Origin of the sequence: Bacillus cereus group sp. MYBK95-2 (genome assembly GCF_051915225.1) — a bacterium.
GTDB lineage: Bacteria > Bacillota > Bacilli > Bacillales > Bacillaceae_G > Bacillus_A > Bacillus_A cereus.
The window spans coordinates 202,957-226,079 of record NZ_JBQAEH010000004.1 but is presented as its reverse complement, the minus strand read 5'-3'; the positions used below and the strand labels follow the sequence as shown (position 1 = coordinate 226,079).

Sequence of the window (23,123 nt, the reverse complement as noted above, 5' to 3'; positions counted from 1 at the left end):
AGTGTGAGTGCTGTTTGTAAGCGTTAAACATTCTTGGATTTATAATGAAATGATTCACGATTTCTCACCTCAAACACTCTCTTTGCTTTGGTTTATACCATTGTATTGCCCGCACTACTGATATATGCTACATGTTCACTATTTTTGCGGACTAAGTTAAGAAAAATTACGTTTTTTTGTGAGAAATACGTTAACAGTGACTATTTTGGCGAAAAAAAATGACACCTTATATGTAAGGCGTCATTCTTCTCTTTCAAACTCTTCTTCTAATAATTGATGGTGGGGAACCTCTTTCTTACCGGCAATATAATAATATAAGGTGAATAAAACAAACAATAAAATAATAGCAGTCGACAGAACAAATAAAAATGACACAGTATCCCCTCCCTTTTGTAATATATATTCGAGAATCTCGTCATTTTTCCTTGTTTTTGCAACTTTTTTCTCGAAATTGAGTATTTTTATATAAAAATAAAAAAATCAGCTCCCCTAGTGGGAACTGATTTTTTCACTTTCTTATTCTTGTGAAGAAGAATCGTTAGATGATTCTGTAGAACCATTTGTTGATTTTTCTTCTTTCTTCGGTTCTTCTTTTTTGTCACTAGTTGAACCGCTTGTTGATTTCTCTTCTTTTTGAGACTTGTCTTCTGTTTTACTTTCTGGTTTCGTGCTCGTTGACTTCTCTTCTTTTTGAGATTTGTCATCAGCTTTTTTACCAGAAGCATTCGTAGCCTTTGCAGCACCTGCATCAGCTTTAATTTCTGTTACTGATTTATTTAAGTAACGTTCAGGGTTCACAGCCACATTGTCTTTACGTACTTCAAAATGAACGTGAGAGCCTGCCTCTTTATTCATTGCACTTAGACCGGATGTTCCTAATACTTCACCTTGTGCAACTCTTGCACCTTTTTCTACTTTCACACTGCCTAAGCTTTGATAAGATACCGCTACACCATTTCCACTATCAACTGTTACAACATAACCAAGAAGTGAATCTTTTTCAGCTTTCGTTACTGTACCACTTAAAGCAGCAGCAACATTGAATTCTTTTCCATTCTTCGCAGCAATGTCAATTCCTTTGTTCGGGGAATATGTGTTGTTATAAAAGACAAGTGCTTTTTCTTGTTCCGCCTCAGTTGCTGCATCTTCATAGAATTTCTTTTGTACGACTACTTCCGCATTCGCGGCAGCTGGCATTTTCACTACTTCTGAAGATTTCGTTACTGGTACTGCTGGATCTTCCGATTGTGTATACGGTGTTGCTTGATCGTGGTTTGGAGTCTTCTTCGGATTAGCTCCTTGGAACCATAGCGCAACCATTAAGATTACCGCTGCACAAGCAATGTATAGTGCCGGAAACACCCATCTTTTTTGAAATAAATGTACTACCTTTTGCGACTTTTTATTATTTCTTCCTCGCATTCCATCATCACCTCAGCAATCATTTTGAACAATATTCACGTATCCTATACAACGTATAACTAATTACTTTTCGACAAAATCTGTAAAAATATGTATAAGAACTGTAAAATTTCCGAGGAAATGATAGAAAAAAGAAAAAACTGAGCGTTTCGGCTCAGTTTTTAGTCTAATTGTTTCTTTTTATATACGATTAAACATACAACGAGCGATATAATAAGCCAAACTGCAACATTTAATACATGCCCACTAATACTACTAAATGCCGCCCCACCTACTAAGCTTTTAAGTGCTTTCACAATATGAGATGTTGGAAGATATCCAATCATCGTCTTAATTACTTTATTTTCAACCATTGGCTCAAACTGTACAGCCAAATACATCGTCATTAATATCGGCATTCCAATTATTGATGTTTGTGGTACAGAAGATGCAAGTAATCCGATCATTGTTCCAAGTACGATAAACAAAATAGTTCCGCATAAGAATATCAATCCTACCAATGGAAGGTTAATATTTAACTGATCTAAAATGAATAAATTTGCAATACAAATGACCATCGTCAGACCCGATGTTAATAAACTCTTTCCAAGTAGAACTTCAACCGAAGATGCCGGTGATAGCATTAATACACGCAATGTATGTTTTTCTTTTTCTTCTGCAATTACCATAGATTGAACAAAGCCTGCGACAAATAGGAAGGCCGTTATAGTAGTAATACCTAACATTTCCTTTCCCACTCCAAATCTGCTAAACAAAAATGAAAGTATAATTGGTAAAAATGCCATTAACAACACTTGTGAATTTGTCTTAAAATCTTGTACTTCTTTTCTAAAAATAGCTGATACACGTCTCATTGAAAATGTCATTATAATCCCCTCCCAGTAACTTCAATAAAAATATCTCCTAGCGTTGGTTCGTGTGAATGAATGGATAGTAATTCTCCTTTGTTCATCCATTCTGAAATACGTTTTGCGCCTAATTCATCTTTTTGCACTACTTCTTTTTGTTTATCTTTTAATACGACCTCTATTTGATCCTTAGCGTATTGCAAGCGCAGGTTCTCTGGCGTATCAAGCGCTACAATTTCTCCGCCACAAAGGAAGGCAATACGGTTACAAAGCGTTTCTGCTTCGTCCATGTTGTGTGTCGTTAAGAAAATCGTTGTTCCTTCTTTATTTAAGTCTTTTAAGATTTTATGAATATTTTGTACGTTTACTGGATCAAGTGCAGATGTTGGTTCGTCTAAGAAGAGGATATCTGGTTTATGAAGGATTGCTCTAGCTAATGTGACGCGTTGTTTCATTCCCTTTGATAATTTTTTTACTGGTGTTTTTTTATCATCTAATAAATTCACTTGTGCTAGTACTTCATCGATTCGTTCTTTTTTGCAATCATATAATTCACAAAATAATAGTAAGTTATCATAAATGCTAAGTCTTTCATATAAGCCACTGTTATCTGTTAAAATACCAATTCGTTTATAATCGATGCTACTTGGTCCTGTAATATCTTTCCCTAATACTCTTACCGTTCCAACACTATGAAGCAATTGAGAAGTTAAAATTTTTACTGTTGTCGTCTTACCAGATCCACTCGGTCCGAGGAATCCGAATATCTCTCCTCGCTTCACCTCAATATTTACATTTCGAAGTGCCGTTTTTCCGTCGAAACTTTTCATTACATCTTTCATTTCAATTGCCAATGTCATTTCTTCATCTCCTTTGTTTTTCTTCTTTATAGATGAAAGTCGCTTTAGCGCTTTTCGTTCGTTTGTTTCACTTTTCTTGACTCAATCATATGAAAAACAAAGGGTTTACGCAGTAAAATACCGGTAAAAGGAGTATTTTTACCGGTGAATGGATCGCATGTTAAGCTTATTGGAGCACTTTTTATAGCCCAATCACGCCTTTTAATTCATCCATGCGTCCTTTTGAAAGCGGAATTGAACTTTTTCTTTCGTCATCCAAAATTAAACTAAAACTGTTACGAGTCCAAGTAATCACTTCTCGTACTCTTTGTAAATTCACAAGATACGAGCGATGACATCTAAAGAAACCAAAACCTGTTAATCTTGCTTCTAGTTCACTTAATGTTAATGCACATACGAAATCACCTTCACGAACGTGAATATGCGTTACTCCGTTTTGCGTTTCAATGAAATGGATTTCCATCGGATCAAGTAAAATGATTTTATCGTTCACTTTCGCAGGTATTCTTTCTAACTTCATTTGCGGAATCATTTGAATGACTTTTTCTTCACCGACTTCTTCCACTTCCTCTTGCTCAATTTCTATCTTTTTCACACAATCGTTGTTTAATATGTATACATCCTCTGTTAACGAAAGGGCATCCGATAAAAATGATGACGTAATAAAAATTGCCTTTCCTTGTTCTTTCATTTTCATAATTGCTTTTCGAATAATAACCGTACTCTCTATATCTACATTTTGCTCTGGCTCTTCCAAAATGATTAAATCCGGGTTATGAATCATCATTCGTCCAATATGAAGACGACGTTTCTCTGAAAATGATAGTTTTTCTATTTTAACGTTTAGCTTATCTAGGAGGCCAACAGACTGCACAACTTCTTCTATACTTATCTTTGATTCATAAAGCCCTATTAAAAACTTAAAGTATTCCTTCACCTTCAAACGATCATATGCCTCATCTTTCAAAAAACAAAAACCGATGCGGGAATAATTTTTCTTTCCAATCACTTCTCCTTCAAACAGTACATTGCCAGTCGAAGCTTCTTCTTCACCAATAATAATGCGGTGTAACACTTTAGCTGTATGATTATTGCATTGCAAAACAATACATTGTCCTTTCTCAACCTTTAGCTCAATTGCCGGTAACTGGTTCGTCTTCCCTAATTGTTTCAACTCTAGTAACGCCATTTCATTTCCCCCAAATGCCTTTTTATCCTATTATATCAAACAGTTAATGGAAAATTATGATATTTTAAACAAAAAAATAGGTGCCAGAGTTCTGACACCTATTTCTTCACCATCAATTTCCCTTCATAATCATTCATCGTCTTTATTTCAACGCCTTTATAGTAATGAGCGACGATATCTGTATATTTCTTTCCTTCCGCTGCCATGCCGTTCGCCCCGTATTGACTCATACCAACGCCGTGACCGAAACCTTTCGTCGTAACGATGATTTTATCTCCTTGTTGTTTCCACGTAAAATCAGAAGAACGTAAATCTAACTTTTCACGAACTTCTTTTCCAGTTAATGTTTTTCCTTGAAAAGCTACATCCTTTACGCGCTTTCCTTCCGTAAGGTCTTTAATATTGCCAACCTTTCCGTCTGCTAGCACTTTCACACCGAGACGTTTTTGAAAATCAGCTACTGTAAATGTTTGCTCGCTCGTAAACTTTGGAGAGGCTTGATCCCACGGACTATCTACACTTTTCAAGTACGGATAATCATTTCCCCAATAGTCAGCTGCATTTTCTGTTCGACCATTACTCGTTGAAAAGAAGGATGCTGAAATTGGTTTTCCATCATACGTTAAAACTTGTCCTGCTGTTTTCGAAACGGCTTCTTCGATTTTCTTCAAATTATTTTCGTAGTTATTACCCCATTGCTTCTTCAATTCATCTTTGCTTTTGTACACTTGATCTTTCACCGTATCTGTCACGTCCGCATTATTTTTCTTTCCTCCGCTTAGCATACGTTGTACTACAAATGTTCTCGCTGCTAATGCCTGCGCCTTTAGTGCCTCTATTTCAAAACTGGCATTCATCTCAGAAGCTACTACACCTGTCACATACTCCTCCACTGGTAATGTTTCTACCTTCTTCTGTTTTTCGCGATATACAGCAACTTGAACAGCTGTATCTACTTTTCCTGGAGCTGGTATGCTTTCTATCGCTGGAGGAGTTTTAGAGGCCGTTTCTTCCCCTACTTTTGCTTTCGCAAATGGAATAACAAGGGCTGCAGGTACAATGATAACGAGCGCTATTAAGAGCGCTACTGTAATAAAAAGTGGCTTTGAAAATTTCATCCTATTTTCCTCCAATATAAAAGCTTTACTCCATTCATTCTTATGGAACAACTCTTTCTTTTAGAACATACTTAAGGGGAAGAGTATAAAACAGAAATTTTCTAAATATTTTTACTGGTACGTGCATAAGTATAGAATTTATTGACTATAACAGTAATAACCCAAAAAAATAGCCCCTATGTCAAAAGACATAGAGACTATTTTAATTAAGCGTGAAGATCAGAAACTTCTTGTTCTTTCACTTCTTCTACTTTTTCGTTTACACGTTCAATAGTTGCACCTAATGCAGCTAATTTCTTATGGAAGTTTACATAGCCACGGTCAAGATGTTTTAACTCAGTTACACGAGTATAACCTTCTGATACTAAACCAGCTAAGATTAATGCAGCTGCAGCACGTAAGTCAGTTGCTGCTACTTCAGCACCTTGTAAGCTGTTTGGACCGTTCATAATAACAGAACGACCTTCAATTTTAATATCAGCATTCATACGACGGAATTCTTCAACGTGCATAAAGCGGTTTTCGAATACCGTTTCTGTAATCATGCTTGTTCCATCAGCTTGTAGTAATAATGCCATCATTTGTGATTGCATGTCTGTTGGGAAACCTGGGTGAGGCATAGTTTTAATATCAACCGCTTTTAACTTATCTGGGCCGATAACACGTACACCTTCGTTTTCCTCAATAATTTTAACACCCATTTCTTCCATTTTCGCTGTAATTGAGCGTAAATGTTCAGGTACAGCATTTTCAATTAAGATGTCTCCACCAGTAATTGCTGCTGCAACCATGAATGTTCCCGCTTCAATACGGTCAGGAATAATAGAGTGGTTTGCACCATATAATTTATCAACGCCTTCGATACGAATCGTTCCAGTTCCAGCTCCGCGTACTTTCGCTCCCATCGCATTTAAGAAGTTAGCTAAGTCAACGATTTCTGGTTCTTTCGCTGCGTTTTCAAGAATTGTTGTCCCTTTTGCTAATGTAGCTGCAGACATAATGTTTTCTGTCGCGCCTACGCTTGGGAAGTCTAAGTAGATTTTAGCTCCTTTTAGTTCTCCCTCAACATATGCCTCAACAAAACCGTTACCAACCTGTACTTTTGCTCCCATTGCTTCGAAGCCTTTTAAATGTTGGTCAATTGGACGTGAACCAATTGCACATCCACCAGGAAGTGCAATACGAGCACGACCGTTACGTGCTAATAATGGTCCCATTACTTGAACAGATGCACGCATTTTACGTACATATTCAAATGGTGCTTCAATGTTTAGTTCTTTAGAAGAATCGATTGTTACTTGATTATTTTCAAATACGACTTCAGCATTTAAATGACGTAATACCTCATTAATTGTGTATACATCAGACAAAACTGGTACTTCAGATAGTACATTCTTTCCATCACTCGCTAATAGGGCTGCAGCGATTATAGGTAATACAGCATTTTTTGCGCCCTCAACACGCACTGTGCCGTTTAACCGCTTTCCGCCACGGACGATGATCTTTTCCAAATTATTCCCCTCCGTGTCCTTTTTTCAGTATCTATTCACTCAATACTCAGAAGTTATGATCGGTGTGCCAACCACAATTGTATCTTTGTTGTCTGTAGAACGTATTGCTATTTGCACATTTATTTTCTCTCTATTTGTTGAAAGAGCGTCATCCCACTTTTTATTGTATGCGGAGACTGACACAAATGCTCTTTCTTCTACTTGTTCGATCGCTCTTGCTGAAAGATCTTTCAAAACCTGATTGGTTTTATTTTGCAAAACACCTTCAATCTTATCATTCAGTACACCTTGAACACAAGTGTAAATTATAGGTTTTTCACTAAAAATTTTATTCATGTTTCGAACATACTTCGGGTCCCATTTCGCCCCACTTACTTCAAAGATAATGAAAGTGTTTTCTTTAGTATTTTCTTTACTCCAAGTTACTACTACTCGTTCTTCATAAGAAGAAAGCTTTTTATAGGATGTAGCTTTATATCCATCTGGAGATTGCTCTACTTCCCACTTTTGAATATTTGCCTTTTCCTTCACATCGTTTAACAACTTTTGAAACGTATGTATGTTAGAAATTGTTTTTGTTTCTCTCGCTAACCATGACCATTTTTCTACTTTAGCATCATTTTTCTCTAAAGCCTTGATCATGCTCTCCATTTTCTGTTCATCGCTTATCGGTTTCATCTCTCTATATCCAACCAAAAATAAAACAACACTAAGTGCAACAATAAGAATGGCTTTAAGCTTCAATTTCATCCCCTCCTATCCCCATTGTTAACGGAGATTTGAGGTTCTATACACTTACTTTACTAAATACGTTAAACTCTTCGAATAGCCTAAATAATCAAGGAAAAAGTTACTTACAGATGTCCCAATTGCAATTGTAATTAAGATGAGTAATACTCGCGTCTGCAGCACTTTTCCGGACTTCATTAAACGCTCAATGTGAATGCCTTGTAAGGCCCACCACGTAATGGTAATAAACAATAAATGCGAAACAATGGCAATCAGTGCTTGTTGCCCTAAAAGTTGTGCCAAAAAATCGACCCCTTTTTACTCAGCTACTACTTATGAAAGAATATAAAAACGATACCATAATAAGTAGGAGCTACACTTTTTCAAATGCACATAGACATCTTACATTTTACATCGTGATTTTCTTTCCAAAAACGTATATCTACATTACAAGTTAACACAAAATAAAAAGCGCAGAGTACTGACTCCACACCTTTTATTTTCACTATTGTACCACGTTCCCTAAGAAGAAGAAATCTTTCATTAATGGAAAATATTCATAAAAGAAATTGTACCCAATCATCGGCATAATCCCTAGTATTACAATCGAAATTGCACAAAGACTCATAACAACCTTTATATTTAACGGTAACCGTATTCTCTCTTCTGTCTCTCCGGTGTGGAAAAACATTTGTTGTAAAATACGGAAATAATATACGAATGAAACAACTGTCGTACCCATCATAATCGAAGCTAGTACGTAATGTGCTGGCTCTACATGAAGTGCGCCTAAAAAGATATTAATCTTTCCAATGAAGCCAGCCGTTCCTGGTATCCCAGCCAACGATAAAATAAAAATTGTCATCATTATCGCTGTAAATGGCGACCTTTTATATAAACCTGTGAAAATTGTTATATTTTCCTCATTATTTTGTAAGATTAAGCCGTGGATAATGGCAAATGCGCCTATATTCATAAGCATGTATGCCAGCATATAAAACCACATGCTATCCATCGTAAATGGTGATAATGCCACAAGTGGAACGAGTAAATACCCTGCATGAGCAATGCCCGAATAAGCAAATAAACGCTTTATATTGTATTGTTTTAACGCTACTACATTCCCAACAATCATCGTAATACTTGCTAGCACCGCAATATATATACTCATATGCCCATATAAAGATTGCATATCTCCTTGTATTAATACACTTGCAAAGATCATAAGGAACAAACGAATAATGAGTAGGAACCCGGCAATTTTAGAAATCGTTCCAAGAAAAGCAGTAACTGGTGTAGCTGCTCCTTCATACACATCAGGTGCCCACATATGAAACGGCACTGTGGCAATTTTAAATGAGAGACCAACTAGCAATAAAAGAAATGCGAGAGCTAACAATAACTGAATACCACTAGCGAGTTCCCCAGTGAGTACCTTTTGCATATCTACAATGTTAGTTGAACCTGTAATACCGTATAAATAACTCATTCCGAAGAGCGTAATCGCCGTTCCAATTCCTCCGCTAATGACGTATTTCATTGCCGCTTCATTTGATGCACGGCTCTTTTTTCGTATTCCTACTAAGATATAGGAAGAAAGTGAAAGTAACTCCAAACCAACGAAAAGGGTAATAAAATCAACACTAGAAGCCATGAACATCGCGCCAAGAAGTGCCATTAAAAATAAGTAATAATATTCACCTTTATCTTCAATTGGATTCTTCTTATCATCGCTCATTGCGGTGCATAAAATGAGAGCTGCGGCACCTAATAGCAACGTTTTAAACCCTTTCGAAAATCCATCTAACACAAACGATCCATTTAAAATATCTCCTGCCGGTTCGCTATATAGAGTAATTAATGACACGATTGCTAATACGATGGCAGCAATCGCACCAAGAGCTACATATCTATGGTTCAGCTTAAAAAACAAATCACATATGGAAAGGAGGATGGCGGCGCCGAGAATAATAAATTCTGGCACCATTAGATGCCATGATAAGCTAAGTAACGTATTCATATCCATCCTACTTCACCCCCAATGTTTTCAATGTATTTTGAAGCGGATCCCCTAGTATTTCTGGCATAACTCCAATTGCAATAATACAAAAGATAAGTAGTAAAACAGGGACATACTCCCATCCGTGTATATCAGATTTTGCTTCCCACTCTTTCTTTCCAAATGTCACTTGAAGTGTCGCCCTTAATACATATACAGCGGTTAAAATGATGCCAATCACACCGACTGCAGCAATGACGGGCTCTCCTTGAAATAAACCGAGAAAGGCAAGAAATTCACTAACAAACCCAGACATCCCTGGTAATCCGAGCGATGCCATTCCTCCTGCTAAGAAGAAGCCGCTAAGTACTGGGACACTTTTTGCGAGTCCACCAAGCGCTGTAATGTCTGATGTTCCGAAACGTTGTTCTATAACACCGAGCAAGAAAAACAGCAAGGCTGCAATTAAACCGTGCGATACAACCTGGAATAACGCTCCTTGTGTACCAGGTGCATTAAGTGACGCAAGTCCCATTAACACAATTCCCATATGCGAAATACTAGAGTAAGCCAGTACTTTCCTAAAGTCTGTTTGGATGAGCGCTAAAAAGGCACCGTATAATAAATTAATTACGCCTAATATCGCAATTAGTGTTGCAACATCGTGAAAATATTCCGGGAATAGCCCTTTCCCGAAGCGAATAATACCGTACGCTCCAATCTTCAGCAAAACACCCGCATGAAGCATAACTACAGCTGGATGCGCTTCTATGTGTACATTGACCATCCAGCGGTGCAACGGAAAAACAGGTAGTTTAATTGCAAAAGCAATCATTATGGCAATAAATACACTAAGCTGCAAACTACTTGGGATGACGAGTGCTCCCTCTGCGTTTACGCTTCTTAATATCTCTTTCAGCTCCACAATATTTGTTGTACCTGTTTTCGCGAACAAAATTGAGAAAACAATGAGCAAAATAGCTGAGCCAATACCGTTATATATTAAATAACTATACGCAGCCTTTTCACTCGACAATTTTCCCCACTTTCCAATTAATAAGAACATTGGTGGCAACGTAATTTCAAAGAAGATAAAAAACAACATTAAGTTTTGAGCAGCAAAGACGCCGAGCATTCCTATTTCTAGCATGAGTAACAGCATATAAAATGCTTTTAAATTTCTTTTAATAGAAAAGGCTGCAATTGCTGCAAGCGTTGCTAGAAGAGCCGTCAGTACCATCATGACAAGCGACAAACCATCAATACCGAGCTCGTAATAAATAGAAAACCACCTTTTATCTACCGCTGTAAAATCGCCGAACTTAATCCACTTCATCTTTTCATCGAATAGTGACAAATTCTTTCCAGAAGCATATGTACAAGCGAGGACGATAGCGATTCCAAATGGAAGTGCCGTCCCAAATAAGCCAAGCGCTCGCACTGTACGCAATTCCTTTTTCGGTGTTAATACCAGCAATAAAATTCCTAAAAGCGGGGAAAAAATGAAGAACGTTAACAACAAATCATTCATCGTAAATCCCCTCCCGTATAGAGCAAAATAATGACGAGTACAGCGAGCGAAACCGCCGTTACAGTACCGTACACTTGTACATTCCCGTTTTGAAGTTTCGATCCAAGGTTACTTGTGCCTTTCACTACACTTGCAATTAAAACTGCAATTCCTTCGACTACATACACTTCAAATAAGCGAAGCACATGAGCGATTCCTTTCGTAATAGGGATCACCGTCATGTTGTATAGTTCATCCACATAATATTTTTCTTTCAAAAGATTATAAAGCGATGTTTCCGTACCCCCAGCCCAATTCCTAGAAATTGATTTCTTCCTATATATGAAATATGCAAGAGCGATTCCCGCAAATGAAACGAGTGTCGCAACAATCATAATCCAAACCGGTCCATGCGTTTCTTCAACCTTAAACCCTACATCTTTCGTCAACCAATCTCCGAGAAACGTCCCAAACCATGGTGTATTTATATATCCTGCCACTACTGCGAGAACGCCGAGAACAATCATTGGATACGTCATAACGCGAGGCGATTCATGCACTTCTTCCTTCGTCTTCGTTTCTCCAGTAAAGACAAGAAAGTAAAGGCGGAACATATAAAACGCTGTTAAAAACGCCGCAATTACCGCTAAAGTAAATAAAACGTAATTGCCATTCATCCACGTCGCCGCTAAAATTTCATCTTTGCTGAAAAAACCGGAAAGCAGCGGAACACCGCTAATGGCAAGGGTACCTATTAAAAATAGCGTACCAGTTACTTTCATCTTCTTCTGTAAACCGCCCATTTTATTAATGTTTTGCGTATGCACAGCATGAATTACACTTCCTGCCGCCAAAAATAGTAGTGCTTTAAAAAAAGCATGTGTCGTTAAATGAAATATACCAGCTACATAACCGGCAGAACCTAACGCGAGCATCATATACCCGAGCTGGCTAACTGTAGAATAAGCAAGCACCCTCTTTATATCTGTTTGCACAAGACCGATAGAGGCCGCAAAGATTGCAGTGAAAGCTCCAACGATTGCCACTGTCTGCATCGCCACTGTACTTGCTGAAAATAGAGGGAACATCGTCGCTACTAAATATACGCCAGCTGCGACCATCGTCGCCGCGTGAATAAGTGCCGAAACGGGTGTTGGCCCCTCCATTGCATCTGGCAACCACGTATGAAGCGGGAACTGACCTGATTTCCCCATCGCCCCGATAAAAATTAATATCGCTGTTATTGTAATCATGTAAGGAGGTAGATCCCCTGTATAAATCGCCCTAAATATTGCGTCATATTCAAAACTACCTGCGTACCAAAAAATTAAAATCATCCCGATAAATAAACCAACATCCCCAATACGGGTCATAATAAAAGCCTTTTTTGCAGCAGCCTTCGCTTCTTCTTTAAAGAAATAAAAACCGATAAGTAAAAATGAGCCAAGGCCGACTAATTCCCAAAATATATAAAGCTGTAATAAATTCGTTGATATAACAAGCCCTAACATCGCAAATGTAAAGAGTCCTAAATATGCGTAAAAGGTCGGTAATCGTTCATCACCTTTCATATAACCTTTCGAATACACATGTACAAGTAGACTCACAAGCGTCACGATAAATAACATTAAAGCTCCTAATGCAGTCACTTCAAAGCCGAATGATATATCCACATCTCCAGCTCTAAGCCACACCCACTTATGCTTCACGCTTGCTTCTGAAAACCTTTCTATTAACACAAGTACCGCAAGTATAAAGGAGAGAAAGACGAAAAAAATACTAAGTACGCTGCTTCCTTCTCTAATTTTCTTCCCGAATATAATAAGTAACAAAAACGAAACGAGTGGGAAAAGCGGTATGAGCCATGCATAATCGATCATTGTTTCCTTCCCCCTTTTTCGGTCACAATGCTATCCTTTGAGCGTATCCATTTCATCCACCTGAACTGTCGTACGATTACGATATAAAGCAATTAAAATAGCGAGTCCTACCGTCGCTTCCGCTGCCGCTACAGCCATCGTAAACAGTGAGAAAATTTGACCTGTTAAATTCGGAAATAAGCCTAATTTACTAAACGCCACTAAGTTTAAATTGGCAGCATTCAGCATTAATTCGATACAAACTAATACGATTACTGTATTCCGCTTTGTTAAAGCTCCAAATAGACCGATGCAAAACAAAATAATCGCAAGTGTTAAATATGCAGAAGCTGGAACGCTACTCATTGGAATCCTCCTCTTTCTCGTCCTTTTTCGCAAGTATAATTGCGCCAACGAGTGCTACAAGTAAAATAACTGAAGTTAGTTCAAATGGAATAATATATTTTGAATAGAGAAGCGTACCGATTTGAAGTGTGTTGTTTTCATGGAGAGGTAAACTTCCTTGTGTGCTTTCATTTGCAAAATCAACATTATTAACAGCGAAATACATAACCGCTCCAAATGCTACAACTGCAAAGAAGATAATCCATTTTCGAAGAGTAAGACGCGATTCATTTTCCGCGTTATGTTTCGTTAACATAATGCCGAAAATCATAATAATTGTGATTGCACCAGAGTAAAGTAAAATTTGTGCAACGCCTATAAATTCGGCTGACAAAAGAAAATACAAACCTGCAATGCTGAGAAATGTCAGAACGAGAGCTAGCATCATGTGCATAACTTTCGTTAAGTTCAACATAAGAACACCGCCGATAATTGCAGACAAGGATAGTATAAAGAATGCTACAAACTCGCCATTCATGCCTTATTCTCCTTCCTGACGTTTTCGTCGTTTTCGTCAAGCCACTGCAAATTTTTAAATAAGTCATCACGTGAATATTCCGCGAGTTCAAAGTTATTTGTCATGACAATTGCCTCTGTCGGACAAACTTCTGTACATAAATCACAAAGAATACAAATTTCAAAATTAATATCATACGTGTCGATAATTTTTCCTTTTTTCGTAGAATCCGGATGTTTCTTTCCTGTTAACTGAATACAGTCTGTCGGACAAATGTTAGAGCACTGATTACAAACAATACATTTCTCCGGATAAAATTTTTGAATCCCCCGAAAACGGTCTGGCAACGGCAACGGTTGATTTGGATAATCATACGTTACCTTCTTCTTGCTCAAATTACTTAATGTATATTTTAACCCTTTAAATAGTCCTTTCATCTCTTACTGGCACCCCCCTCATAGATTAGAAGAATAACTCCTTAATCAATGCCGTTAAGAAAATATTTGCAAGTGCAATCGGCAATAATACTTTCCATCCAAATTCCATTAACTGGTCACCTCTTATACGCGGGAACGTAACGCGGAACCAAATTAATAGAAAGACTACACTGCTAAATTTCAAAGCAAACCATACGGCACCTGGGATAAATCCAAGAAACATGACTGGATTCCATCCTCCTAAAAAGAGCACTGTAATTAACGATGCCATCCCGAAGAAATATACGTACTCTGAAAGCATGAAAAACGCCCAGCGAAAACCGGAGTATTCCGTATGATATCCAGAAACAAGTTCTGACTCCGCTTCCGGCAAATCGAATGGCGTCCTATTTAATTCTGCAACTGCTGCGATTAAGAAAACGACGAAGCCAATTGGCTGTACGAAAATGTACCAAACCTTCTCCTGCGCCGCTACAATCTCATTTAAATTCAGACTACCAGCTAGCAAAACGATACCAATTACACTCATTACGAGCGGAATCTCATAAGAAATCATTTGCGCCGCCGCACGCATCCCTCCTAAAAGGGAATATTTATTATTCGATGCCCATCCCCCAGTTACAACACCTATCGTCGTAATACCGGAAACAGCAATATAATAAAGTAGCCCGACTCCAATATCTGCAAATTGAAATTTATCAGTGAACGGGATAACTGCAAGCACCATAAATGCTGGTGCAAATGCAATTACAGGCGCTAATATAAACAGCGGTTTATCTGCTGCTTTCGGAATACTATCTTCTTTCAATAATAGTTTTAAAACATCAGCTACCGTTTGCAGTAAACCGAATCGGCCTCCAACCTGGTTTGGTCCAATCCGCCCTTGCATAAACCCCATCACTTTCCGTTCTGCCAAGATTCCATATGTAACGAAGCCAAGGACTGCAAATAGTAGAAGCACCGCTAATCCGAAAAAAATGAAGAAATTCGTCCAGCTTGAAGGTGATTGTAAGAGCGCCTCAATCATTAGCCATCAACCTCCCCAAGTACAATATCAACTCCACCTAAAATCGTAATTAAATTAGCGATGTTTTCACCTTTCAATAACTTCGGTAAAATTTGCAAGTTATAAAAAGATGGCCTACGAAACTTCAAACGGTACGGCTCTTTCTTTCCGTCACTTGCGATATAACAACCAATCTCTCCGCGCGGCGATTCGATACGTACAAATGCTTCTCCCTTAGGTGCCTTAATAATTTTCGGTACTTTTGCCAGCACAGCTCCATCTTTCGGGAACTGCTGAACCGCTTGCTCAACAATCTTTAAAGACTCCTCGATTTCTTGCATTCGGCAAACGTAGCGATCCCAAGCATCTCCCACGCTTCCAACAGGAATATCAAAATCAAAACGATCATAAATCGAATACGGCTCATCTTTGCGAAGATCCCAGTTTACTCCAGTGCACCGCAAATTTGCTCCGCTTAAAGAATACGAGATTGCTTCTTCCGCGCTATATATACCAACGCCTTTCACACGATTTAAGAAAATCTCATTACCGCTAACAAGATCATGATAACCTGCTAATTGCTCCCTCATATACGGAACAAACTCTTCCACCTTTTCAATCCAACCATCTGGCGCATCCCACTTCACACCGCCAACTCTCATATAGTTAAAAGTAAGCCGTGCCCCGCATAATTCATTTAATAAATTTATAATCATCTCTCGTTCACGAAACGCGTACAAAAACGGGCTGACCGCTCCTATATCAAGAAGATTCGTCCCCCACCAAACGAGATGACTCGCAATTCTTCCTAACTCCATCGCAAGTACTCGCAAGTATTCGGCACGCTCCGGAATTTCAAGCCCCATCATCGTCTCCACAGCATGGCAAATGACGTAATTATTCGTCATGGCTGATAAATAGTCCATTCGATCTGTATAAGGGATAATTTGCGTATACTGTAAGCTCTCAGCGATCTTTTCGGTCCCGCGATGCAAATATCCAATAACAGGTGTAGCTTCTTTAATAATTTCCCCGTCAATCTTAATTACGAGCCTGAACACACCATGTGTACTCGGATGCTGAGGTCCTACATTCAAAAGCATCTCTTCCGTGCGGATCATAGCTACACCTCCACATCATACGGTTCATAGTCTTTTCTAAGCGGATATCCTACCCAATCATCTGGCATTAAAATACGCGTTAAATTCGGATGCCCTTTAAATACAATGCCGAGCAAATCGTATGCTTCTCGCTCCGGCCAGTCAGCTCCTTTCCAAAGCGCTGTCACAGATTCGACTTGCGGCGCTTCCCGGTCTAGCTTTACCTTCACCGCTACCGATTGTTTCTTGCCATATGAAAACAAATGAACATACACTTCCATATGTGTCACAAAATCCGTCGCATGTAGCTCTGACATATAATCAAAAGCAAGTCCCTCATGGAATCGCAGTGACTCCATCACTTCATAATACTTTTCGGGATCCACCACAAGAGTTGGCACATCCTTTGACAGTTTATTAATGTAGGAATCTATTAATGCACCCTCTCCTAACTTCTCCCTAATAGCCTCAACATACTGATTTAAATACGGCTGATTTACGGACGGTTCTTCCTGCTTCGGCTCATCCTCTTTCTTACCTTCAGCTCCCTTTGTCTTCGCTCTTGCAGCCGCTGCTGCTTTCGCTTTTGCCTTTGCCGCCGCCACCGCTTTTGCCTTGGCTTTCGCTTTTTCTTCTTCCGTTACTTCTTCTGTCCCTTCTCTTTTCTGCTTCGCTAATGCTGCCGCTTTTGCCTTTGCAGCTGCTGCTGCCTTCGCCTTGGCTTTCGCTTTTTCTTCTTCCGTTACTTCTTCGGTTCCTTCTCTTTTCTGTTTCGCTAACGCCGCCGCTTTTGCTTTTGCGGCTGCTGCTGCCTTCGCCTTCGCTTTTTCTTCTTCCGTTACTTCTTCGGTTCCTTCTCTTTTCTGTTTTGCTAATGCTGCCGCTTTTGCTTTTGCGGCTGCTGCTGCCTTCGCCTTCGCTTTTTCTTCTTCCGTTACTTCTTCGGTTCCTTCTCTTTTCTGTTTCGCTAACGCCGCCGCTTTTGCTTTTGCGGCTGCTGCTGCCTTCGCCTTCGCTTTCGCTTTTTCTTCTTCCGTTACTTCTTCTGTCCCTTCTCTTTTCTGCTTTGCTAATGCTGCCGCTTTTGCTTTTGCGGCTGCTGCTGCACGTCGTTTTGCTTCTTCTATAGTAATATCATCATTTTTTGGTAGCGCTTTCTCTTTTTCTTGATCTTCCTCCTCAAGTTCACTTATTTCCGCCTCGTGTTTCGCTACAAGGCGTTTTCTCGCTTCTTCTTTCGCACGCCTAGCTGCTTCTTTTTTTAGATCCTCTAAATCTTTATTTGGATTACTCATTTATTCGTCACCTGCTTTCCGGTCTTTGCCTCGTAACGAATTTTCTCTTTTAATTTATTAATTCCATAGATTAAAGCAGCTGGATTTGGGGGACAACCAGGAATATACACATCAACTGGTACGATTTGGTCTACACCTTTCACAACAGCATATGAATTTACATACGGACCACCTGCTGTCGCACAAGATCCCATCGCAATAACCCATTTCGGTTCGGGCATTTGATCATATAAACGCCGAACAATAGGAGCCATCTTCTTCGTTACTGTTCCCGATACAATCATGACGTCCGATTGCCTTGGTGAAGTTCGAAAAAATGACCCAAATCGATCTAAATCGTAATGTGATGAGCCTACCCCCATCATTTCAATTGCACAGCATGCCAGTCCGAATGTCATCGGCCATAAAGAGTTGCTCCTCGCCCATCCTTTCAACTGTTCCAATGTAGAAAAAAAGATATTTCGTTCTAATTCTGCTCGCTCATTTGGATGTAATTCCTCAAAATTTATAACCATTGTAACACCTTCTTTTTCCAAGCATACGCTAATCCAACTAGCAACATTACAACAAAGATGAGCATTTCAATTAATGCAAATAAGCCTAGCTTGTCATACGCAACAGCCCAAGGATATAAAAATAAAGTTTCTACATCAAAGATCACAAACAATAAAGCGAAAATATAATAACGAGCATGAAACCGAATATTTGCATCATGAAAAGGCTCAATTCCACTCTCATACGTCGTCGCCTTTGCTGCACTTGGTTTATTTGGGCGCAGCATCCTTCCTAATGTAAGAGCCACTACCGGCAGCAATATACCTAATAGCAAGAAAATCAAAACGATCATATAACTATTTTCATATACACTTGCCATTGTGAAACCCTCCCCCCTAAATTAAGAACAAGTTCACATAGTAAACAATATGTCCTAGTTGCAGCAATTATTATTTTTAAATTTTTCTAAATAATGCAACTATTCTAATCATTATAGCAAACTTCAAATTCCTATGTCGATATGTTGGGAGACAGAAACAAGAATTATTAAAATCTATCTTTACAACTTGCTATAATTGTGCAAAATAAATATAAAACTTATATATGCTTTTCAAGAAACCGTAGGTGATATAAATGAAAAAACAAACACATGTAAGTATTCTTATAAGCATTGTATTGCTGTCTATAACGCTTCACTATGTAGCAATGCCTTTTGTATATGAATACTCATTTCCTTTTCAGCTATTAATCGGAACGAGCACCCTATTAATTGATATTATCGCTTGTAGTTATATACTTTATTTTTCAAACATGAAAGAAGGGCTATCTCGTTTATTTTGGATCATATTATCTGTTGGAGCTCTCTCTTATTTTATCGGTGATATAGTCGTTGCCTATCAGCGTTTAATTGTAAAGGACTTCTATACGTTCGTTGATCCATCTGACTTTTTTTACTTACTTTTTTTAGTTAGCTTTACGTTTGCCTTTCTATACGAAATCATTTATAACCGAGATTTATTAGAAAAACTTTTTATGCTATGTGATATTTGTATTATCGTTACAGCCCAATTTACTTTAAGTTACTACTTACTTATTGAACGAACTATTCATATCTTTACAACATCCTATATCGACATATTTGTTCAACTTACCTATCCAATGGCTGATTTACTCTTTCTCTTAATAGGAATCAACCTTTTATTCAAACCACTATCCTTATTACCTAAAAAGGTCGGTGCACTTCTTGGCAGTGCTTTAATTTTATATGCTACTACAGATGCGATTTATGCTTATATAAAATACTTCATACCAGAGTATTCTATGTTTACAGTTACGCCTTTCTATCAAGTAACCTTAGTACTAGTAGCAATCGCCTGTATTCTCCATACAAAAAAGCCTGAAAAACAAGAACAAGTACTACTAACACCTAAAATTGGCGAATCAATCCGATTATCATTACCGTATATTTCTGTAGTAATGCTTATTGTTTTTATATTAGTTGAATACGTTTTTGCGCCTATTATAGTAATCGGACTTATAATAACTTTTTCTTTCGTTCTCATACGTCATAGTTTAGTTCGAAAACAAAATAAAATATTATTGATCGCTCAAATGCAATTCAACTCAGAACTCGAGAAACAAATTAAACTACGTACAGAAGATTTAGTAGAACAGAAAAATGAACTCTATCATAATCAACAAATGTTTAAATCTTTATACGAGCATCATCCAGATCCAATTTTCACATTAGATTTGTACGGTAATTTTCTCAAAGTAAATAACGCTGGTACTACTTTACTCGGTTATCAAACGAATGAATTATTAAACCAGCCTTACTATTCACTCATATACGAAGAAGATTTAGAAGAAATGATTAACGCCTTTCATCGCGTGAAAAAGGGATATTCGATTTCTTTAGAAATACGGGCTTACCATAAAAACAGAGATATTTACTACTTGCACGTTACCGCCGTACCGATCTTTTTAAAGGAGAAAATTTCTGGGGTTTATTTAATGATTAAAGATATTACGGAAAGCAAACAACAACAAGAACAAATCAACTTCCTAGCATACCATGATACTTTAACAGAGCTTGCAAATCGTCGTGCATTTCATCAACATTTAGAACAGGCAATTGCGCGAGCAAAAATATCGAAAAAGCCTTTTGCTGTTATGTTTCTCGACCTAGACCGTTTTAAAGTTATTAATGATACCCTCGGTCATCGAGTAGGAGACCTATTGCTCATCGCAGTAGCAAAAAGGCTCGAAAGAATAGCAACATCAAATATGAAACTCGCGCGGCTAGCTGGGGATGAGTTCACAATCCTTATCGAGAATTACAAAAAAAAGCCAGATGTCCAAAAAATAGCTGATAGGATTGTAGCGGCCATGAATGAGCCATTTGAAATCGAAAATCAACATTTACAAATCTCACCGAGCATCGGAATTGCAATATATCCTGAAGCAGGTGAAGATGCGCTATCCATTTTGCAGCATGCTGATATGGCCATGTACGAAGCAAAGAATAAAGGAAAAAACGGTAGCTCTCTTTACACGAAAGAACTATATAAAAAAATGGAACGAAAAGCTCGAATTGAAAAAGATTTGCCAATCGCTTTAGTAAACAAAGAATTTTATCTCGTTTATCAACCACAAATTGATACGACAACAAATAAAATTATCGGTGCTGAAGCTTTAATACGATGGAAACACCCGCTATTAGGTGACATTTCACCATGTGAGTTTATTCCAATTGTAGAAGAGACGCCACAAGTAGTCCCACTTGGACATTGGGTATTACAAGAAGCTTGTCTCCAATTAAAAATATGGCATACCTTTGGCTACCAAAATTTAAAAATAAGTGTTAATTTATCCGCAAAAGAATTCCGGCAAGATCAATTAATCGAAAACATTTCACAAATATTAAACGACGTGCAAGTCGACCCAAAATATGTAACCCTTGAGTTAACAGAAAGAATTGCAATGATTGACGAGAAAGAAACGTTATTGAGACTGAAGCAATTAAAAGAGTACGGTATCCAAACTTCCATTGATGACTTCGGTACTGGGTATTCTTCTCTTGCTTATTTATCAATTTTTCCAATCGACACATTAAAAGTACCGAGAGAATTTACACAATTAGCTGATCATCGTCCTGAAGAACGAGCCATCGTTTCTACAATACTTTCCCTCGCAAATACTTTAAATCTTTCAGTCGTTGCCGAAGGAATTGAAACCGAAAAACAGCTTAAGTTTCTGCAAAAACATAACTGTAAATATATGCAAGGTTACTATTTCAGTAAACCACTTACTAGTAATCAATTTATAAAATTTCTACAAAAAACCCCCAGTATGAACAAATAATTCATACTGGGGGTTTTATAGTGCTAAATTTTTTTCTCATAATATTCTTCTGCAATCTCTTCGTAAAAAGCTGCAGATGTCGTATAGAAATATGGAATTAACCATAAGAATCCAATCCCTAACGTAATACAACTTAATATAAACCAGCCAATAAAACTTAAACATAAAATGAAATACTCCATCTTATGTCCATCCATCATACGACGACTTTCTGTAATAGCTTGGTTCAGTGAATACTCAGGATGATCGTTTATAATAAAGTATGTCATCGCATAAGAAAATGATTTAATAATACCTGGAATAATGAACAATAACGTCCATAAGAAAAGATAAAGATTTACTAATAAATATAATAAAAATGATTTTAGAAATCTCTTTCCCTCTGAAAACCAAATGAATACATTACCAATACTAGCTTGCTTTTCACGAAGGATATTTAAACCAAGGTAATATCCACCTAAAGTTAACGGTCCAGTTACAAAAAATGAAAGAATATTCGTTGAAAGTGAACCATTTGTTTTTTGCCAACCGAAAATTAAAGAAAATCCCCAATCAACACTAAAACTAAAAGCCGTGATAAGAATTGAAATGAGTAGTGTAGCTCCAACAGCTAATCCCCATTTCCCTTCTAATGAATCTAGTGCTTCTCCTTTTAAATCACTAATCATGCGTAGCCTCGCCTCCTATACACAATAATTCTATTAGTATAGCATGTTCCTATTGAAATTCACCTTTTGAAATGTAGCGATAAAAGTGTGCTGTCGTCGTACTCATATACGGACTAAGCCAAAGAAATCCTATTCCAAAAGTAAGCAGCGCTAAAATAGCCCATCCTATGAAGCTCAGCCATAAAAGAAACAAATCTAACTTATGACCCTTCATAAGATTCTTACTTTCCTTCATCGCCTGCGAAACACTATATTCTGGATTTTCAATCATCACATAGTACGTCAGTGCATAAGAAAAATACATCACAATCATACCAACTATTGAAATTGCTAATAGTACGAAGAAAGCTATTGCAAATGACGTATTCCCTTCTTCACCTAACAATGCAAATAAGCCTATTAACAGCATCGGAATCCATGTACCTGTATATAACAAAATCGCAAGCATTGCCCACATTGTTTTCATCATTCTTTTAAAGCCACGAAATCCTTCGAATAAGTAATCTACTTTAGCATCTTCTCGTTTACTAATCTGTAAAAATACATTTGTATAACCATATGACGTAATCCCATACGATGCGTTACTCAAAATTATCATAATACAATAAAAAATTCCAAAGGTAATACCTGCTCCAATTGACATCGTTTCCTCTTCAAATGATCCAGTTAAGCTTACAACTGAGAGAAATATAATAATTCCTGGAATTAATAGTATAAGCATTGCAGCCAGCGAAACAACATAACTTAAAATAAAATATAAAATTGTTGATCCAACACCTAGTCCCCATTTTCCCTTTAAAGAGTACAATGCTTCTCGCTTCATTTCACCAATCATTGATCCATCCCCTTTAT

23 protein-coding genes are annotated in these 23,123 nt (G+C 37.8%); 1 reads left to right on the top strand and 22 read right to left on the bottom strand.

The genetic code is table 11. The annotated features are described in order from the left end of the window. Window positions 1-240: 240 nt before the first annotated feature. The 20 genes from ACTFN4_RS15695 to nuoA form a co-directional block, all read right to left on the bottom strand. A complete protein-coding gene (locus ACTFN4_RS15695; RefSeq protein ID WP_000008901.1) occupies window positions 241-375 on the bottom strand; it encodes a hypothetical protein in 135 nt (44 codons plus the stop codon). Window positions 376-516: 141 nt separating this feature from the next. Next, on the bottom strand, window positions 517-1,422 hold the full coding sequence (locus ACTFN4_RS15690) for a M23 family metallopeptidase (RefSeq protein WP_001214926.1): 906 nt from the start codon (window positions 1,420-1,422) through the stop codon (window positions 517-519). A 161-nt stretch (window positions 1,423-1,583) separates the two neighbouring features. After that, window positions 1,584-2,288 (bottom strand): ABC transporter permease, encoded by a 705-nt coding sequence (locus ACTFN4_RS15685; protein ID WP_060851504.1) that lies wholly within the window; start codon window positions 2,286-2,288, stop codon window positions 1,584-1,586. Beyond that, on the bottom strand, window positions 2,288-3,130 hold the full coding sequence (locus tag ACTFN4_RS15680) for an ABC transporter ATP-binding protein (protein ID WP_071740949.1): 843 nt from the start codon (window positions 3,128-3,130) through the stop codon (window positions 2,288-2,290). The genes ACTFN4_RS15685 and ACTFN4_RS15680 overlap by 1 nt, the downstream gene beginning before the upstream one ends. A 181-nt stretch (window positions 3,131-3,311) precedes the next feature. Beyond that, on the bottom strand, window positions 3,312-4,319 hold the full coding sequence (locus ACTFN4_RS15675) for a LytTR family transcriptional regulator DNA-binding domain-containing protein (protein ID WP_060851502.1): 1,008 nt from the start codon (window positions 4,317-4,319) through the stop codon (window positions 3,312-3,314). Between the two features lie 98 nt (window positions 4,320-4,417). Next, a complete protein-coding gene (spoIID, locus tag ACTFN4_RS15670) occupies window positions 4,418-5,437 on the bottom strand; it encodes a stage II sporulation protein D (protein ID WP_000672663.1) in 1,020 nt (339 codons plus the stop codon). Between the two features lie 206 nt (window positions 5,438-5,643). Then, window positions 5,644-6,948 (bottom strand): UDP-N-acetylglucosamine 1-carboxyvinyltransferase, encoded by a 1,305-nt coding sequence (gene murA, locus ACTFN4_RS15665; protein WP_000411274.1) that lies wholly within the window; start codon window positions 6,946-6,948, stop codon window positions 5,644-5,646. Window positions 6,949-6,987: 39 nt separating this feature from the next. Then, entirely contained in the window at window positions 6,988-7,692 is a 705-nt protein-coding gene (locus ACTFN4_RS15660; protein ID WP_000767917.1) for a YwmB family TATA-box binding protein, read from the bottom strand. A gap of 51 nt (window positions 7,693-7,743) precedes the next feature. Continuing rightward, window positions 7,744-7,980, bottom strand: coding sequence for a DUF1146 family protein (locus tag ACTFN4_RS15655; protein ID WP_000057889.1), 237 nt, complete (start codon window positions 7,978-7,980; stop codon window positions 7,744-7,746). Between the two features lie 202 nt (window positions 7,981-8,182). Further along, window positions 8,183-9,697 (bottom strand): NADH-quinone oxidoreductase subunit NuoN, encoded by a 1,515-nt coding sequence (gene nuoN, locus ACTFN4_RS15650; RefSeq protein ID WP_345892509.1) that lies wholly within the window; start codon window positions 9,695-9,697, stop codon window positions 8,183-8,185. Window positions 9,698-9,704: 7 nt separating this feature from the next. Beyond that, on the bottom strand, window positions 9,705-11,207 hold the full coding sequence (locus ACTFN4_RS15645) for an NADH-quinone oxidoreductase subunit M (RefSeq protein ID WP_000998925.1): 1,503 nt from the start codon (window positions 11,205-11,207) through the stop codon (window positions 9,705-9,707). After that, window positions 11,204-13,066 (bottom strand): NADH-quinone oxidoreductase subunit L, encoded by a 1,863-nt coding sequence (nuoL, locus tag ACTFN4_RS15640; protein ID WP_000568229.1) that lies wholly within the window; start codon window positions 13,064-13,066, stop codon window positions 11,204-11,206. Before nuoL ends, ACTFN4_RS15645 begins: the two co-directional genes overlap by 4 nt. A 30-nt stretch (window positions 13,067-13,096) precedes the next feature. After that, window positions 13,097-13,411, bottom strand: a complete 315-nt coding sequence (gene nuoK / locus ACTFN4_RS15635) for an NADH-quinone oxidoreductase subunit NuoK (RefSeq protein ID WP_078404972.1) — start codon at window positions 13,409-13,411, stop codon at window positions 13,097-13,099. After that, window positions 13,404-13,928 (bottom strand): NADH-quinone oxidoreductase subunit J, encoded by a 525-nt coding sequence (locus ACTFN4_RS15630; RefSeq protein ID WP_001012812.1) that lies wholly within the window; start codon window positions 13,926-13,928, stop codon window positions 13,404-13,406. Before ACTFN4_RS15630 ends, nuoK begins: the two co-directional genes overlap by 8 nt. After that, window positions 13,925-14,344, bottom strand: coding sequence for an NADH-quinone oxidoreductase subunit NuoI (gene nuoI / locus ACTFN4_RS15625; protein ID WP_078404974.1), 420 nt, complete (start codon window positions 14,342-14,344; stop codon window positions 13,925-13,927). Before nuoI ends, ACTFN4_RS15630 begins: the two co-directional genes overlap by 4 nt. Before the next feature lie 25 nt (window positions 14,345-14,369). Then, window positions 14,370-15,371 carry an NADH-quinone oxidoreductase subunit NuoH gene (nuoH, locus tag ACTFN4_RS15620; protein ID WP_000568570.1) on the bottom strand — a complete coding sequence of 334 codons (1,002 nt, stop codon included), beginning with the start codon at window positions 15,369-15,371 and terminating at the stop codon, window positions 14,370-14,372. Continuing rightward, window positions 15,371-16,471, bottom strand: a complete 1,101-nt coding sequence (gene nuoD, locus ACTFN4_RS15615; RefSeq protein ID WP_000621434.1) for an NADH-quinone oxidoreductase subunit NuoD — start codon at window positions 16,469-16,471, stop codon at window positions 15,371-15,373. Before nuoD ends, nuoH begins: the two co-directional genes overlap by 1 nt. A 2-nt stretch (window positions 16,472-16,473) precedes the next feature. Further along, window positions 16,474-17,745, bottom strand: coding sequence for an NADH-quinone oxidoreductase subunit C (locus ACTFN4_RS15610; RefSeq protein WP_439962515.1), 1,272 nt, complete (start codon window positions 17,743-17,745; stop codon window positions 16,474-16,476). Further along, a complete protein-coding gene (gene nuoB, locus ACTFN4_RS15605; protein WP_000236331.1) occupies window positions 17,742-18,260 on the bottom strand; it encodes an NADH-quinone oxidoreductase subunit NuoB in 519 nt (172 codons plus the stop codon). Before nuoB ends, ACTFN4_RS15610 begins: the two co-directional genes overlap by 4 nt. Next, complete coding sequence (gene nuoA, locus ACTFN4_RS15600; protein WP_000179273.1) at window positions 18,251-18,619, bottom strand: NADH-quinone oxidoreductase subunit NuoA; 369 nt, start codon at window positions 18,617-18,619, stop codon at window positions 18,251-18,253. The genes nuoB and nuoA overlap by 10 nt, the downstream gene beginning before the upstream one ends. A gap of 254 nt (window positions 18,620-18,873) precedes the next feature. Here nuoA and ACTFN4_RS15595 point away from each other — a divergent pair, with 254 nt between their 5' ends. Then, window positions 18,874-21,603 carry an EAL domain-containing protein gene (locus tag ACTFN4_RS15595; protein WP_000745011.1) on the top strand — a complete coding sequence of 910 codons (2,730 nt, stop codon included), beginning with the start codon at window positions 18,874-18,876 and terminating at the stop codon, window positions 21,601-21,603. 23 nt (window positions 21,604-21,626) lie between these two features. On the opposite strand, the gene ACTFN4_RS15590 is transcribed toward ACTFN4_RS15595, so the two are convergent. Beyond that, window positions 21,627-22,271: a DUF975 family protein gene (locus ACTFN4_RS15590; RefSeq protein WP_000622462.1), complete on the bottom strand. Its 645-nt coding sequence runs from the start codon at window positions 22,269-22,271 to the stop codon at window positions 21,627-21,629. Between the two features lie 49 nt (window positions 22,272-22,320). Beyond that, window positions 22,321-23,106, bottom strand: coding sequence for a DUF975 family protein (locus tag ACTFN4_RS15585; protein WP_000578820.1), 786 nt, complete (start codon window positions 23,104-23,106; stop codon window positions 22,321-22,323). Window positions 23,107-23,123 lie beyond the last annotated feature (17 nt).